The organism is Sulfuriferula plumbiphila, assembly GCF_009938015.1.
Taxonomy (GTDB): Bacteria; Pseudomonadota; Gammaproteobacteria; order Burkholderiales; family Sulfuriferulaceae; genus Sulfuriferula; species Sulfuriferula plumbiphila.
In genome coordinates this window covers 2,578,906-2,594,338 of sequence record NZ_AP021884.1, presented here as the reverse complement: position 1 = coordinate 2,594,338, position 15,433 = coordinate 2,578,906, and the positions used below count along the sequence as shown (strand labels likewise).

At 64.4% G+C, this 15,433-nt stretch carries 12 protein-coding genes; all 12 read left to right on the top strand.

Annotated elements, in window-relative coordinates; genetic code table 11:
- Positions 1-79: 79 nt before the first annotated feature.
- The 12 genes from GZH91_RS13420 to GZH91_RS13365 are packed head-to-tail and all read left to right on the top strand — an operon-like array spanning position 80 to position 15,433.
- On the top strand, positions 80-418 hold the full coding sequence (locus GZH91_RS13420) for a (2Fe-2S) ferredoxin domain-containing protein (RefSeq protein WP_147074093.1): 339 nt from the start codon (positions 80-82) through the stop codon (positions 416-418).
- A complete protein-coding gene (locus GZH91_RS13415; protein WP_147074095.1) occupies positions 411-4,385 on the top strand; it encodes a cobaltochelatase subunit CobN in 3,975 nt (1,324 codons plus the stop codon). Before GZH91_RS13420 ends, GZH91_RS13415 begins: the two co-directional genes overlap by 8 nt.
- A 10-nt stretch (positions 4,386-4,395) precedes the next feature.
- Positions 4,396-6,300, top strand: coding sequence for a putative cobaltochelatase (locus tag GZH91_RS13410; RefSeq protein ID WP_174861860.1), 1,905 nt, complete (start codon positions 4,396-4,398; stop codon positions 6,298-6,300).
- 7 nt (positions 6,301-6,307) lie between these two features.
- Positions 6,308-7,066 (top strand): uroporphyrinogen-III C-methyltransferase, encoded by a 759-nt coding sequence (cobA, locus tag GZH91_RS13405; RefSeq protein WP_147074099.1) that lies wholly within the window; start codon positions 6,308-6,310, stop codon positions 7,064-7,066.
- Entirely contained in the window at positions 7,063-7,767 is a 705-nt protein-coding gene (locus GZH91_RS13400; RefSeq protein WP_147074100.1) for a cobalt-precorrin-7 (C(5))-methyltransferase, read from the top strand. The genes cobA and GZH91_RS13400 overlap by 4 nt, the downstream gene beginning before the upstream one ends.
- Entirely contained in the window at positions 7,764-9,350 is a 1,587-nt protein-coding gene (locus GZH91_RS13395) for a precorrin-8X methylmutase (protein ID WP_147074102.1), read from the top strand. The genes GZH91_RS13400 and GZH91_RS13395 overlap by 4 nt, the downstream gene beginning before the upstream one ends.
- Complete coding sequence (cbiD, locus tag GZH91_RS13390) at positions 9,337-10,485, top strand: cobalt-precorrin-5B (C(1))-methyltransferase CbiD (protein WP_174861861.1); 1,149 nt, start codon at positions 9,337-9,339, stop codon at positions 10,483-10,485. The genes GZH91_RS13395 and cbiD overlap by 14 nt, the downstream gene beginning before the upstream one ends.
- Positions 10,482-11,225 (top strand): precorrin-2 C(20)-methyltransferase, encoded by a 744-nt coding sequence (cobI, locus tag GZH91_RS13385; protein WP_223264589.1) that lies wholly within the window; start codon positions 10,482-10,484, stop codon positions 11,223-11,225. The genes cbiD and cobI overlap by 4 nt, the downstream gene beginning before the upstream one ends.
- A complete protein-coding gene (gene cobM, locus GZH91_RS13380; protein ID WP_147074108.1) occupies positions 11,222-12,022 on the top strand; it encodes a precorrin-4 C(11)-methyltransferase in 801 nt (266 codons plus the stop codon). The genes cobI and cobM overlap by 4 nt, the downstream gene beginning before the upstream one ends.
- On the top strand, positions 12,019-12,774 hold the full coding sequence (locus GZH91_RS13375) for a cobalamin biosynthesis protein (protein ID WP_147074110.1): 756 nt from the start codon (positions 12,019-12,021) through the stop codon (positions 12,772-12,774). Before cobM ends, GZH91_RS13375 begins: the two co-directional genes overlap by 4 nt.
- On the top strand, positions 12,771-14,330 hold the full coding sequence (gene cobJ / locus GZH91_RS13370) for a precorrin-3B C(17)-methyltransferase (protein ID WP_147074112.1): 1,560 nt from the start codon (positions 12,771-12,773) through the stop codon (positions 14,328-14,330). Before GZH91_RS13375 ends, cobJ begins: the two co-directional genes overlap by 4 nt.
- Positions 14,327-15,433, top strand: a complete 1,107-nt coding sequence (locus GZH91_RS13365; protein WP_147074114.1) for a CobW family GTP-binding protein — start codon at positions 14,327-14,329, stop codon at positions 15,431-15,433. The genes cobJ and GZH91_RS13365 overlap by 4 nt, the downstream gene beginning before the upstream one ends.

Below are 15,433 nucleotides of genomic sequence, written 5' to 3'. Positions count from 1 at the left end.
CGGGTTGGTGGGGGGGCGCGGGCAGTTTGCGGGCAGCCCCATGTGCTTAAGTTGAGCGCTCCGGCGTGAAGAAAAGGTTATGAGAACTCACACCCGACATGTATTCATGTGCGTCGGCCCGCGTTGCACCGAAGATGGCATACAGGCGCAGGCGATGTTCGAATTGATGGGAGAGAAGATTGATGCCCGTCCGGACCTGCGGATCAAGCGCACCAGAACGCACTGCATGGTCGCGTGCCGGAATCAGGGGCCGATCCTCGTGGTGTATCCCGAAGGCGTATGGTATCGCTGCGTTGACGAGGCGGCACTGGAACGGATTGTCGTCGAACATCTGGTCGGCGGGCGTGAAGTGGACGAATTGATCTTCCATCGCCTGGGTGAAGGCGACACCTGCCCACTGGAAAACGAAGATGCATGAAATGAACGCGGCGGGTGCGCACATCGCGCTGTTGACGCACGCACCGAACGACCTGACGGTGCTGCACAGCGCGCTGGCCCAGATGCCGCAGGAATTCCCGCCGGTTACAGGTGTCAACCTGCAGGCACTTGAAAGTGAAGCGCAGATGGCGGCGCTGCTGGCGCGCGAACTCGGCGCGGCACGGATCATTGTCTTGCGCGTGCTGGGCCGCCCCGGCAGCGTACCGGGCTTTGCCGAACTGGTGAGCCGGGCCCGGAGTCAGGGGCGGCATTTGATCGCGATCAGCGGTACCGGCGAACCCGACCCGGAACTGGCCGCGGTATCCACCGTTTCGCCCGGCGTGTTGCAGCAGGCGCTGGCGTATTTCCAGGCAGGCGGCAGCGTCAATCTGGCGCAACTGCTGCGCTACTTGTCCGACCATTTTTTGTTGACCGGCTTCGGCTTCGAGCCGGCGCTGGCCTTGCCCGAGCATGGGCTGTATCACCCCGACCTGCCCCAGGGCGCCGGCATCGATGACTGGCTGGCCCAGCGCATGCCGCAGCGGCCCAGCGTTGGTCTCGTTTTCTACCGCGCCCACTGGATGAGCGGCAATACGCGCTTCGTCGATGCGCTGGTCGACGCGCTGGAAAAACGCGGCATGAATGTGCTGCCGGTATTCACCTCGTCACTCCGTGCCGGAGGCGATGGCGGCGCGCAGCTGCCGACTGCGCTGCGCTATTTCAGCGGCGCGCAGGGCGTGCATATCGACGTGCTGATCAACACCACCTCGTTCGCCATGGGTGAAATCACGCCCGGCGGGCCGACTCCGGCCGGCTGGTCGGTCGGGGTGCTGGAACGGCTCAATGTGCCGGTGCTGCAAGCCATGACCAGCGGCATGATGCTGGGGCAGTGGCAGCAATCGGCGCGCGGCATGAACCCGCTCGATGCGGCGATGAATGTGGTGCTGCCGGAGTTCGACGGGCGTATCATCAGCGTCCCTGTGTCGTTCAAGACGCGCGCCGCCGGCATGTCCGGCGAGACGGTCGAATACGAACCGCTGCCCGATCGCGTGGCGCGCGTGGCCGGGATTGCGGCGCGCTTCGCGCGGCTGAAACGGATGCGCAATGCGGACAAGCGCGTGGCCTTTATCTTTACCAATGCCAACAGCAAGGCATCGCAAATCGGCAATGCGGTCGGCCTCGACGCGCCGGCATCCCTGATGCATATCCTGCGCGCCATGCGCGACGCCGGTTATCAGATAGCCCAGTTGCCCGAGGACGGCACCGCGCTGATCCATGCGCTGATCGACCGCTGCGCTTACGACAATACCTGGCTCAGCGCCGAGCAGTTGACGCATGCGGCCGGACGCGTGGCGGCGGCGCAATACGCGGCGTGGTTTGGCGATTTGCCGCCCGATATGCAGGAGAAGATGGCGGCGCAATGGGGAGCGCCGCCGGGCGCGGCCTATGTGCATGACGATCATCTGGCGCTGGCGGGCATCGAGCTGGGCAATGCTTTCGTGGCGCTGCAACCGCCGCGCGGCTACGGTATGGATCCGGATGCGATCTATCACCAGCCCGATCTGCCGCCGACCCACCATTACTACGCGCTGTATCGCTGGTTGCGCGACGAGTGGCGCGCCGACGCCATCGTCCACGTCGGCAAGCACGGCACGCTCGAATGGCTGCCGGGCAAGGGCGTGGGCCTGTCCGAAAATTGTTTTCCGGATGCGCTGCTGGCGGATATCCCCCTGTTTTATCCTTTCATCATCAACGACCCCGGTGAGGGGGCGCAGGCCAAGCGCCGCGCCCATGCGGTCGTGGTCGATCACCTGACGCCGCCAATGACCAGCGCCGACACCTATGGCGCGCTGGCCCAGCTGACGCAACTGGTGGACGAGTATTATCAGGTGGAGATTCTCGATCCGGCCAAGCTGCCGCTGTTGCAGCAGCAGATATGGGAGCTGGTGAAAGAGACCAATCTGGATGCGGATCTGCAGGCCAGGCTGCTGCACCATGACCATGACCACGACCACGACCACGACCACGACCATGACCATGACCATGACCATGACCACGATGACCATGACCACGATGACCATGACCATCTTCATGGACACAATCACGACGACCACGACGAAGCGCTTCCCGCAGCGCTGGCAAACATGGGCGGGGTCGATGTCGCCCATCTGATCGAGGACCTCGACGGCTATTTGTGCGAGTTAGGGGCGGCGCAGATCCGCGACGGCTTGCACATTCTCGGGCAGCCGCCGCAAAACGAACAACTGGTGGACATGCTGGTGTCCCTCACCCGCCTGCCGAATCAGGATATTCCTGGTTTGCCGGCGGAAGTGGCACGCCTGTTTGGCTTGAAAATCGAGATGCTGCTGGAGCACAAGGGGCGCCGCTTGAATGTGGCCACCGCTCTGGGGCGCCTGGCCGAGCGGCCGGTCGTTACACGCGCCGATGCGCTCGAAGCGATTGATGTGCTGTGTCGCAGGCTGTTCGTCGAACTGCAGGCGCGCGGCTATCCTGCCTGGTGTATAGACGAAGTGCTGGAGCTGACTTTTCGTGGTCTTGACGCCGATGGCCGCTACGACGGGTTGCGCCGGGTGCTGGGTTTCGCCTGTCGCGAGCTGGTGCCGAACCTGGCGCGCGCTTCCGACGAGATCGACAACCTGCTGAGCGGGCTGGCCGGCGGTTACGTACCGGCGGGACCGAGCGGCTCGCCGACCCGTGGCATGGCGCACATCCTGCCGACCGGGCGCAATTTCTACTCGGTGGATCCGCGCAGCGTACCTTCGCAGTCGGCCTGGCGCGTCGGCCAGCAGCTCGCGCACCAGGTGCTGGCGCGCCATGTGCGCGAAACCGGCGACTACCCGGAAAGCGTCGCCATCAGCATCTGGGGCACCAGCGCGATGCGCACCCACGGCGACGACGTGGCGCAGATTCTGGCGCTGCTCGGTGTGCGTCCGCTGTGGCGGCCGGAGAACCGCCAGCTGAGCGGGGTCGAAGTGATTCCGCCGGCGGAACTGAAACGCCCGCGCATCGATGTGACGGTCCGCATCAGCGGCTTCTTCCGCGATGCGTTCCCGCAATTGATCGACCTGATCGATGACGCGGTCAATGCCGTCATCAGGCTGGACGAGCCGCTGTCGCAGAACTTCGTGCGCAAGCATTATCTCGCCGAATTGGGCGAATGGATCGGCAAGGGGCTGCCGCAAGACGAGGCGTCGCGCCGCGCCGGGTATCGCATTTTCGGCGCCAGGCCCGGCAGTTACGGCGCCGGCATTCTGGCGCTGATCCAGGAAAAGAACTGGCAGGCCGATGCCGACTTCGCCGAGGCCTATGTCAACTGGGGCGGCTATGCGTATGCGCGCAATACGCAGGGAGTGGACGAACGCGATGCGTTCCGGGTCCGCCTGTCGGGGGTGCAGGTGGCGCTGCACAACCAGGACAATCGCGAGCACGACATTTTCGACAGCGACGATTACCTGCAGTTTCACGGCGGCATGATCGCCACCATCCGTGCCCTGACCGGGCAGCAGCCGCGACACTATTTCGGCGACAGCCATGATCCGGCGCGGGCCCAGGTGCGCGATCTCAAGGAAGAGACGTTGCGGGTATTCCGCTCGCGCGTCGTCAATCCCAAGTGGCTGGCGAGCATTCAGCGTCATGGTTACAAGGGCGGGCTGGAACTGACGGCGACGGTCGATTACCTGTTCGGTTACGACGCCACTGCCCAGGTGATGGACGACTGGATGTACGAGCAAGTGGCAAGCGCCTATGCCTTCGATCCCGGGATGCAGCGCTTCCTGCAGGAAGCCAATCCGTGGGCGCAGAACGCGATTGCCGAGCGCCTGCTTGAAGCGGCCAGCCGCGGCATGTGGGCCGGGCCGCGGCAGCAGACGCTGGAAGCGCTGCGCGAACTGTATCTACGCAGTGAAACCTTGCTGGAGGCGCGTGGCGAGACGCCGCGCGGCATATAAAGTGACACGCATGAATTTTCCATTTTCCGCCATCGTCGGACAGGAGCAGTTGAAGACCGCGCTGCTGCTGTGCGCGGTCGATCCGACGCTGGGCGGCGTGCTGATCCGGGGCGACAAGGGGACGGCCAAAAGCACCGCGGCGCGGGCGCTGACCGATATCCTGCCGCTGATCGAGCGTATCGCTGGCTGTGCGTTCAACTGTTCGCCCGGCACGCCCTGTGAACACTGCGCGATCTGTTGCGACGCGAGTGCGACGGCGCAGGCGGCCACGGTGCCTTTCGTCACGCTGCCGCTCGGTGCGACCGAAGACCGGGTGCTCGGCAGCCTCGATCTGGAACGCGCACTGCAGGGCGTCAGGCGCGCCTTTCAGCCCGGCCTGCTGGCGGCAGCGCACCGCGGCATTCTCTATATCGATGAAGTTAACCTGCTGCCCGATCACCTGGTGGATGTCCTGCTGGACGTGGCGGCGATGGGTGTCAACTCGGTGCAGCGGGAAGGCTTGTCGATCACGCACCCGGCGCGTTTCACGCTGATCGGCACGATGAACCTGGAAGAGGGCGACCTGCGTCCGCAACTGCTCGACCGCTTCGGCTTGATGGTCGAAGTGACGGCGCCGCGCGAAAAAACATTGCGCGCCGAGGTGGTACGCCGGCGTATCGCTTTCGAGGCCGACCCGGCCGGCTACGCCATCACCTGGGACCGGCAGCAGGATGCGCTACGCCATCAGCTTGCCAGCGCGCAGCGCCGGCTGCCGGAGGTGGTGCTGGACGACGCGTTGCTCGATCTGATCAGCCATCTGTGCTGCGAATTCGACGTCGCCAGCCTGCGTGCCGACATCGTGATGCACAAGGCGTCACGCGCGCTGGCGGCACTCGAGGAGCGCCAGCGGGTGACGCCTGAGGATGTGCGCGGTGCGGCGGAACTGGTGCTGCCGCACCGGCGGCGGCGCAAACCGTTCGAGCAGCCGGGCCTGGATCGCGCGCGCCTCGACGAATTGATGCAACAGGCCGTCCGGCAGCCGGAACGGAATGATGAATCCGGCGCTGCCCCGCAGGAGGAGGGCGCAGAGAGCGCAGCAGGCGACGCTGAACAGGAGGATAAGCAGCAGGTGTTTGCCGCTGCCTCCACCGCTACCGTACGCCGGATCGCGGTGGATACCACCCCGGCCCGCAGCATGGCGGGGCGGCGCAGCGAGGCACTGGATGCGCCGCGCGGACGCGTGGTGCGTGCGGTACCGCATGACAATCCGAGCAGCCTTGCTGTCGGCGCGACGCTGCGTAGCGCCGCATTGCGCAATCCAGCGGAATTCCAGGTAAGCAAAAGCGATCTGCACCAGCAGATTCGCGTGAGTAAAAGCGCCAACCTGATCCTGTTGGTGGTGGATGCCTCCGGTTCCATGGCAGCGCAGCGCCGTATGGAGGCGGTCAAGGGCGCGGTGCTGGCGCTGCTGACCGATGCCTACCAGCGGCGCGACGCAGTGGCTGTCATCGCCTTTCGCGGCGAGGCGGCGGCGTTGTTGCTGGCGCCCACCCGCAGCGTCGACCGCGCCGAGCAGGGGCTGCGCGAACTGCCCACCGGTGGCCGTACGCCATTGCCGCACGCGCTGCAGCTGGCGTTGCAAACCCTGCAGCAGGCGGAGGCAGGCGCGTCGCCGCTGCTGGTATTGCTGACCGACGGCAAGGCAAACGTTGCGTTAAGCGATGGCGGCGACCCATGGCGTGAGACGCTGGCGCTGGCAGAGCTGCTGGCCGGGCGTAGTGTGCCGGCATTGGTGCTCGATACCGAAAGCGGTTACCTCCGTCTGGGGCGGGCCGGCCAGCTGGCGCAGGCGCTGGGCGCCGAATGCCTGACGCTGGAGCAGTTATCGGCAGAGAATTTGGCGCTCACGATACGTGCGCGGTTGAACACAGCATGAAAATCAAATGAAACCCGGAAAAGTTTATCTGATCGGTGCCGGTCCCGGCGATGTCGAACTCATGACGCTCAAAGCAGTGCGTTTGCTGGGCGAGGCCGACGTGGTGCTGCTGGACGACCTGGTCAATCGCGAGGTCCTGCGTTTCGCCGCGCCGGATGCGGAAGTCATTGAGGTAGGCAAGCGCGGCGGCTGTAAATCGACGACGCAAGTGTCCATTCACGAGCAAATGCTCGAGCATGTACGGGCCGGTAGCATTGTGGCGCGACTCAAGGGCGGCGACCCCTTCGTATTCGGTCGCGGTGGTGAGGAAATGCAATGTCTCGTTGCGGCCGGGGTGGAGGTCGAGGTGGTGAGCGGGGTGACTGCCGGCGTGGCCGTTCCGGCGGCGCTGGGCATTCCGCTGACGCACCGCGATTGCGCTCGCAGCATCACCTTTGTCACCGGGCATGCCTGCAATGATGGAGCGGTGAACTGGCGCGGGCTGGCGGGGACCGGTGGCACGCTGGTGATCTACATGGGCATCGCCAACCTGGCGCAGATCGTCGCGCAACTGCTGGCGGCGGATTTGCCACCGGCACTGCCAGCCGCAGTGATCCAGCACGGCACCTTGCCACAGCAGCGCAGCGTGGTGACTACGCTGGCAGAACTTCCTGCTGCAGTGCAGGCGCAAGGCATTGGCAGCCCGGCTATCGTGATTGTCGGCGATGTGGTTGGGATCGCGGGCAGCCTGTCGACAAGTATCGAGATTTTTGAGGGGCGGTTATGATCATCTGTATCGGCGCAGGGCCGGGTGACATCGGCTACCTGACGCAGCGCGGTGCGGAATTGATCCGCGATGCCGACGTGGTCGCCGGATTCGACGCGGTGGTCAATGTGGTGCGCAGCCTGATCCCGCCCGGAGCAGAAATCGTTACCATGGGCTATCGCAATCAGGTCGAGAGGCTGGCGCAGGTGGCGTTGGCGCACCATGCCGGCAAGCGCTGCGTGGTGGTATTCATGGGTGACATCCACTTCAGCGGCTTCCAGTACCTGGAGCGGGTCGAGCGCGCCTGCGGCCACGAGGTAGAAACGCTGCCGGGGATATCCTCGGCGCAAATTCTCGCTTCGCGTGCCAAAGTATGTTTCGACGAAACTACCTTCATCACCTTTCACCGCCGTGGCGATCTCGATCCTTTCAAGCGTCATCTGGTGCATGTGCTCCAGGATGCGCGCAACGCCATCGTGATTCCCTGTCCGTGGGACGAGGCACGCTCATTCATGCCGCGCCACATCGCCGCTTACCTGCTGGAGAATGGGGTGTCGCCCGAGCATCCGACCGAGGTGTGGGAGAACCTGACGCGCGGCGAGGCGGAATGGCACGGCACGCTCGCCGGATGCGTCGATCGCGAGTTTACTGACATGAGCATCATGCTGATCCGTACCCGCCGTCCGATGCCCAGCCAGATCGAACCGCCGGAGGGAAAATGACACAGGCCGGCCAGTGCGACCAGTTCGGCATCGTGATTGCCGGTCACGGCAGCCGCGATCCCGACGCTGTTCGCGAGTTCGAGGCGCTGGTCGAGTTGATTCGGGCACGTGCCCCGCAGCATGTGGTCAGCCACGGCTACCTGGAGTTCGCCAGCCCGACCATCGGGCAGGCGGTGGCAGCCAATCTCGCCGCGGGTGTGCGGCAGGTGGCCGTGGTGCCGGGCGTGCTGCTGGCAGCGCGGCACGCCAAGAACGACATGCCGAGCGAGTTGCTGGCGCTGGCGCGCGCGTATCCCGCCATCGACTTCCATTTTGGGGCGCCGCTCAACTTGCATCCGCAACTGTTGCAGCTCGCCCGGGAACGCATCGTCGCAGCCGAGTCGACTTCCCCGAACACCGTGCGGCGCACTGACACTTGCCTGGTGCTGGTCGGTCGCGGCACCACCGATCCCGATGCCAATGGCGAAGTCGCCAAGCTCGCGCGCATGCTGGAGGAAGGCATGGGTTTCGGCGCGGCGTATGGTTGTTATTCGGGCACCACCAGGCCGCTGGTCGCCGATGGCCTGCGCGCTGCAGCGCGACTGGGATTCGCGCGGCTCGTCGTGTTGCCGTTCTTTTTGTTCGACGGCGTGCTGGTCAAGCGCATTTATGCGGCGGCCGACGCATTGCAGGAGCGTGAGCCGGAACTGGAAGTGCTCAAGGCCGGCTATTTCGGCGTGCATCCGTACGTGGCCGACGTGATGATCGAGCGCGCCCGCGAAGCGGTGGCCGGACGCGCCGCGATGAACTGTTCGCTGTGCAAATACCGGGCGCAGATCGTCGGCTTCGAGGAGCAGGTTGGTGAACCGCAGCGGGCGCATCACCTGCGCGTGCGAGGATTGCTGGAGAAGGAGCGGACAGACGGGCCGCTGCCGACCGGAGTCAAACCTGAATTCTTGGCTTACCAGCCGCATCCGATCGAAGCCGAGAGTTTTCGCATCATCGCCGCCGGGCGCGACTGGTCGGGCTTCCCGCAGGCGCACTTGACGGTGCTGCAGCGGCTGGTGCATACCAGCGGCGACTTCGATGCGGTCGACGATATTTACTTTTCACCGGGGGCGGTCGAGACCGGCATCCGCGCGCTGTTGCGCTGCAAGCGCGTGGTGGCCGACGTCAGCATGGTGCAGGCCGGTTTGAAGCGCGCGCTGCTCGAACAGCTCGGGATCGAAACCTGGTGCGGGGTGCACGACCGCGAGACGTACCTGATGGCACAGGCGCACGGCATTACACGCTCGGCGGCCGGTATCCGGCGCGCCTGGGAAAAATTCGGCAACGACGTCGTGCTCGCGATCGGCGATGCGCCGACTGCGATCGTCGAGGCGACGCGCCTGATCCGCGAGCACGGCTGGCGGCCGCAACTGGTGATCGGCTTGCCGGTCGGCTTCGTCGGCACCCGTGAAAGCAAGGATGGCTTGCGGCGCTGCCTGCAGGTGCCGCGTATTACCAATAGCGGCACGCGCGGCGGCTCGCCGTGGGCGGCCAGCGTGGTCAATGCGCTGATGATCGACGCGGTCAATCAGCTTGCAGGGTATGAGCGAACTTGAACGTGCAGAATTCGATTTGCTGGTGCTGGCGCCGAACGGCCTGCGGCGCGGGCGCACTACGGGTAGTTGCGCCACGGCGGCGGTCAAGGCAGCGCTTTGCTTGCTGCTGCGTGACGAGCGACGTGAACGTGTAGAGGTGACGCTGCCGGACGGCGCGCATTATCTGGTGGTGCCGATTCAGGATGTGTGTTGGCTCGATCAGCAAAGCGTGCGTGCAGAAGTGAAGAAGGAGGGTGGCGATGACCCGGACAACACCCACGGCGCGACTATCTTCGCCGAGGTGCGGCGCAACGCCACGGGACAGATTCGCTTCTTCGCCGGCAGCGGCGTCGGCACCGCGACCCAGCCGGGTTTGCGGGTGGAGGTGGGGGAACCGGCGATTAATCCGGTGCCGCGGCGGATGATGCGCCAGGCGGCCGCCGAGGTGCTGGCGGAAGGATTGCCGGAGGAGCGGGAAGCCGGCTTTGATCTGACAATCGGCTGTGAAAATGGGGAGGCGATCGCGAGGAAAACGTTCAACCCGCGGCTCGGCATTGTCGGTGGCATTTCCATCCTCGGCACTTCGGGCATCGTTGAACCGATGTCGATGGCGTCGTGGATCGCCTCGATCGAGGTTTATGTGCGTGTCGCGCTCGGCGGCGGCGCGCAGAGTGTGGCGTACCTGCCGGGCAAGACGGGGCGCACTTATGCCAGGGATGTATTGGGGTTGCCTGAGAAGCGCACGGTGCAGATCGCCAATTTTCTGGGCGCTGCGCTCGACTTCACGCAGAAGGCGCTGGACGAAGAGGGACGCCGCCTCGATGTGCTGTGGCTGGCCGGGCACCCGGGCAAGCTGGCGAAAGTGCTCGACGGCGTGTGGGACACGCATTCGAGCAAGAGCAGCATGGCGATGGGCTGTGTGGCGCGGGTGGCGGCGCAACGCGGGTTCGCGCGGCATCTGGTGCAAGAAATAGAAAACGCAAATACAGTGGAAGCAGCGATGGAACGATTGAAGCGTGAACCCGGCGCACAGGCATTATGGATCGACATCGAGCGCCGCATCGGCGTGCTGGTGCATGCGCGCGTGCCGGCAGTGGAGAAGGTCGAAGTGCGCTTGTTCGACTTGCACGGCAATGCGCTGGGAGAGGATGCGTGAGCGTGACACCGCAACTTGGCACATTCTGGGGCATCGGCGTCGGCCCGGGACCGGCCGGCTACCTGCCGCTTGCGGCGCTCGATGCGCTGCGCCAGGCCGATGTCGTGTTCGCGCCACGGGCGCGCAGCGCGGAAATCTCGGTCGCGCTGCAATGCCTGGCCGGTATCGACATCCCGCCGCAGCGGCTGCGGGAAATCGAGTTCAACATGGACCCGGACCGGACCGTGTTGCGCGCGCATTACGCGCAACTGGCCGACGCGATTGCTGTCGATCTATGCGCCGGGCGCAACGTGGCTTACCTGACGATCGGCGATACGCTGACATACTCCACTTACGGTTATGTGCTGGCCGCGCTGCGCGAGCGACTGCCCGGATTGCCGCACCGTACCTTTCCCGGCATCACCAGCTACGCGGCCGCGGCGTCGGCTCTGGACTGGCCGCTCGGGGAGGGCAAGGAACGCACGCTGATCCTGCCGTGTCCGGACGATCCTGTCGCGCTGCGGCGCGACATCGAAACGCATGACGTCGTGGTGTTGATGAAGGTCGGCGCACGCCTGGCCTGGGTACTCGATCTGCTGCGCGACATGGGCATTGCCGGACAGTGCGCGTTTGCGCGCCGCATCGGCTTGCCGGGTGAAATGCTGGCCGCCGATGTCGGCAATTTATGTGCGACCGAGGCGATGGGGTATCTCGCCACGTTGCTGATCCGCAAGACCCCGAGAGAGAAAAGATCATCATGAAGGTTTATTTCATCGGCGCCGGTCCCGGTGCTTCCGACCTGATCACGCTGCGTGGCGCCAACATCCTGGGCCGGGTCGATATGGTGCTGTACGCCGGTTCGCTGGTGCCGGCCGGGATGCTGCAGCATTGCCGCCCGGATGCCGAGTTGATCGATACCGCCCGGCTCGACCTCGAACAACAGGAAGCCTGTTATCGGCGTGCCCAGGCGGACGGCCGCGACGTGGCGCGCCTGCACTCGGGTGATCCGGCAATCTATGGTGCGACCGCCGAGCAGATGCGGCGGCTCGATGCGCTCGGCATCGAATACGAGGTGGTGCCGGGCGTGTCGTCGTTCAGTGCCGCCGCCGCCGCGGTCAAGGCCGAGCTGACCAGGCCGGAAGTATCGCAGACCATCATCCTGACCCGCGTTTCCGGGCGCGCCTCGGCGGTGCCGGAATCCGAATCCATCGCCAGGCTGGCTGAACACCGCGCGACCATGTGCATCTTCCTGTCGGGGCCGCATCTGAAAAAAATCGTGACCGACCTGCGTCTGCATTATCCGGAGGACACGCCGGTGACCCTGGTTTATCGGGCTAGCTGGCCCGAGCAGCGCATCTATCAGGGAACCCTCGGCACCGTATTGAAAGAGACCAGGCGCGGCGCCTGGAACCTGACCACCATGCTGCTGGTCGGTGCGGCGCTGGGTCGTGGCGAGCAGGTGGAGTCACGCTTGTACTCGAAGGATTTCAAACATCTGTTCCGGGCTGTGAAAAAGTCGAAACAAAAAGTCGAAAAGATCGACAAGGCGACAGCATGAGCGAATCACTCGGCATCTGGCTGGTGCGCTCAGAAAGCGCAGCGCTCGCCGCTGTTTTGCAAGCGCAGCTCGGCGGCACGCTGTACCGGCCCTGGTTGAATTCGGCCGTGGCGCAGAAGCAGCAGTTCGCTGCGGTGTATCGGCAGCATGCGCAGTGGCTGATGGTGGCAGCCAGTGGCATCGCGGTGCGCTTTCTCGATGGCCTGGCGCAGGACAAGCACAACGATCCGGCGCTGGTGGTGCTGGACGAAGCGGGTCGTTACGCGGTGTCGCTGCTGGCCGGTCACGAGGGCGGCGCCAACCGTTTGGCTTATCGCGTCGCCAATGTGGTCGGCGCGGTGCCGGTGATCACCACGGCGACCGAGGCCTTGAAGCCGCTGGTGGTCGGCATTGGCTGCCGCAAGGGCGTGTCTGTCGAGCGGATTGCCGTGGCGGTACGCAGGGCGCTTGGCACGCGTCGCTTGGACGAAGTGCGCGAGGTGGCGACCATCGACCTGAAGGCGGATGAGCCGGGATTGATCGAATTCTGCGCGCGGCATGGTTTGCCGCTGCGCGTGTTTGCGCATGCAACGGTGGCGGCGCGGGCGTGGGTGACGCAGCCATCGGATTGGGTGAACAGGAATGTGGGCGTGGATGGCGTATGCGAACCGTGCGCCTTGATCGCCTGTATGCGCGGGCAACTGGTGGTGCCGAAAATGGCTTTGGATGGTGTTGCCGTGGCAGTGGTGGAAGATAAACGGGTGGAAGCATGAGCGGGGTACTGCATCTGGTTTCGGTCGGGCCCGGATTTGACGACTTGATCGTCCCGCGTGCCGAAGCGGCGCTGCGTGACAGCGACGTGATCGTGGCCTACGAGTTGTATTTGCGCTGGATAGCGCCGTGGCTGGCGGGCAAGGAAATCCACACCCCGCCGCTGACGCAGGAGCGCGAGCGCGCCTTGCTGGCAATAGAAAAAGCCCGAGCCGGGCATAAGGTCGCATTGGTTTCCAGCGGCGACATCGGCATCTACGCAATGGCCGCGCTGGCGTTCGAGGAAATGCGCGAAGACGATACCTACGCGGTCAACGTGGTGCCCGGCATCACCTCGGCCAACGCCTGCGCGTCGTTGCTGGGTTCGCCGCTGTCGCACGACTTCGCCACGCTCAGCCTGTCCGATCTGCTGTGCCCCTGGGAGTGGATCGAAAACCGCGCACGGCACATCGCTGAAGCCGACCTGGCCTGCGTGCTGTACAACGTGCAGAGCGCCGGCCGGCAGCAGGGTGTCTACCGCATCCTCAACCTCATGCTTGAATCCAAGACGCCGCATACCTTGTGCGGCGTGGTGAAGAATGCCTATCGGCCGGGGCAGCAGGTCGGCATCCACCGCCTGGACGAATTGCCGGCGTTGCAGTTCGATATGTTCACCACCATCGTGATCGGCAACCGCTTTACCGAGCGCAGGCGCGACTGGATTTTCACGCCGCGCGGCTACAACGACTGGGCAGCGCCGGATGTTGCGCCAGCCATGCAGCCGGAAGAGCAGGCATTGCCTGATCATGCCGTCTGGGTTTTTTCCGGCACCAGCGACGGCAATGCGCTGGCGACCCGGTTGGCAGCAGGGCAGAGCTGCCCGGTGATCGTATCGGCGGCAACCGAATATGGTGGCGAGGTGGCCATCAAGGACTGTCCTGGCGTGTCGGTCCGGGCTGGCCGTCAAGGCGTAGAGGCACGCCGACAGGCGCTCACGCGCAGCCATGCGCGCGCGCTGGTCGATGCGACCCATCCCTATGCCAGTATCATTTCCGAACAGTTGATCGGCCTGTCGCGCGAGCTTGGCATCCCTTACTTGCGCTACGAACGGCCCAGTGTGCCTGCGCCGGAGTGCGGTGAGTTGTGCGAATCGATGGCACAGGCAGCTGCGCGCGCCATCGCGCTCGGCCAACGTATTTTTCTGGCGACCGGTTCCAAGGATCTGGCGAGGTTTCTGCAAGCGCCCGGTGCAAGTGCGCGTGAGTGGTTTGTGCGCGTCACGGCGGAGCCGGAATTCATTCAGCGCGCGGTCGATCTGGGCGTGCCGCGCAGCCATATCTGCGCGATGCAAGGTCCGTTCTCGCAAGCGTTCAATACGGCGCTGTGGCGTGATTGGCAAATCGATTGCGTGGTGACCAAGGATTCCGGCGACGCCGGTGGCTATCGCGCCAAAGCGGCGGCGGCGCAGGCGCTGGGTATCCCGTTGCTGGTGATTCAGCGGCCGAAGCTGGCATACCCGCTGGCCGCCTCGACGTTCGAGGCCGTGTTGCAGCAACTGGCAGCGTGGAAAATAGCATGAATCAGTTGATCCCGGTCACCATCGTCACCGGTTTTCTGGGCTCGGGTAAAACCACTGTGCTTCGCGGCCTGATTAACCGCAGGCAAACCAGCCGCCTCGCGCTATTGATCAATGAGTTCGGCGAGGTCTCCATTGATGGCGCGCTGCTTCGGGGTGGCGTTGACGGTAACGACCAGATCCGGATTCACGATTTTCCGTACGGCCTGATTGCCTATGGCGATGACGAACTTTTTATCCCCGTCATGCGCGCGATCGCCGAGCGCCGCGCCCATGTCGATCATGTGCTGATCGAAACCTCCGGCCTGGCGCTGCCGACGGCGGTAATGGAAATGCTGCAGGGACCCGGGCTGGCCGGAGATTTTATTCTGGATGCGACACTGGCAGTGGTGGATACGCCCTTGTTATTGGCCGATCAATTCGAACCCGACAATGCGGCCCATAGCCCGCAAGCTGCGGTCGCCAGCCTGTTTGAACAGCAGCTCGAATATGCCGATGTCGTGGTGCTGAACAAGATCGACCTGCTTGATGAAAAGGCGCTGCTACTGGCCGAGACGCGCGTGCGACAACGCGCGCCGAACGTGCGCTTTCTTGAACTTGCCTACCATGCGCAGCTCGATATCCGGCTCGCTCTGGGCCTGCGCCTGCACCAGCCGACGCTGGTTGCGCACAACCACCGTTACACGCCGATGCCGGGTCCCGATGCTTCTCCGCCCGGCAATCAAGACCGCCTGAACGGTCATGCGCATTCCGGTTTGAGTGCCCATAGCCATGGGCTCGCAACGCACAGGCATTTTCATGAGCAGGATCCGGGCTGGCTGTCGTTTGTGCTGCGCAGCCAGGCGCCGCAGCAAACAGAAACATTGAGATCCGCGCTGATCGAAGCGGCCAGGGCGGAGCCGATATTGCGCAGCAAGGGTTTTATTCGTACCCGCGATTCGGAGCGTGCGGTGCTGGTGCAGGGCGTGCGCTCGCGCGTGGTGATCAGTGTCGATGCGGCAAAACCGGCCGTTCAGAAATCGGAACTGGTTTTCATCGGCTACCACCTGAGCCGCGCCAATATCGCAGCGTTATTGACCGAAATGACAGGAACCCTCTGGAAATGA

Excerpts from the sequence above, each read along its gene's own strand:
- GZH91_RS13420 (WP_147074093.1), top strand. The coding sequence starts at position 80 with ATGAGAACTCACACCCGACATGTATTCATGTGCGTCGGCCCGCGTTGC.
- GZH91_RS13415 (WP_147074095.1), top strand. The coding sequence starts at position 411 with ATGCATGAAATGAACGCGGCGGGTGCGCACATCGCGCTGTTGACGCAC.
- GZH91_RS13410 (WP_174861860.1), top strand. The coding sequence starts at position 4,396 with ATGAATTTTCCATTTTCCGCCATCGTCGGACAGGAGCAGTTGAAGACC.
- cobA (WP_147074099.1), top strand. The coding sequence starts at position 6,308 with ATGAAACCCGGAAAAGTTTATCTGATCGGTGCCGGTCCCGGCGATGTC.
- GZH91_RS13400 (WP_147074100.1), top strand. The coding sequence starts at position 7,063 with ATGATCATCTGTATCGGCGCAGGGCCGGGTGACATCGGCTACCTGACG.
- GZH91_RS13395 (WP_147074102.1), top strand. The coding sequence starts at position 7,764 with ATGACACAGGCCGGCCAGTGCGACCAGTTCGGCATCGTGATTGCCGGT.
- cbiD (WP_174861861.1), top strand. The coding sequence starts at position 9,337 with ATGAGCGAACTTGAACGTGCAGAATTCGATTTGCTGGTGCTGGCGCCG.
- cobM (WP_147074108.1), top strand. The coding sequence starts at position 11,222 with ATGAAGGTTTATTTCATCGGCGCCGGTCCCGGTGCTTCCGACCTGATC.
- GZH91_RS13375 (WP_147074110.1), top strand. The coding sequence starts at position 12,019 with ATGAGCGAATCACTCGGCATCTGGCTGGTGCGCTCAGAAAGCGCAGCG.
- cobJ (WP_147074112.1), top strand. The coding sequence starts at position 12,771 with ATGAGCGGGGTACTGCATCTGGTTTCGGTCGGGCCCGGATTTGACGAC.
- GZH91_RS13365 (WP_147074114.1), top strand. The coding sequence starts at position 14,327 with ATGAATCAGTTGATCCCGGTCACCATCGTCACCGGTTTTCTGGGCTCG.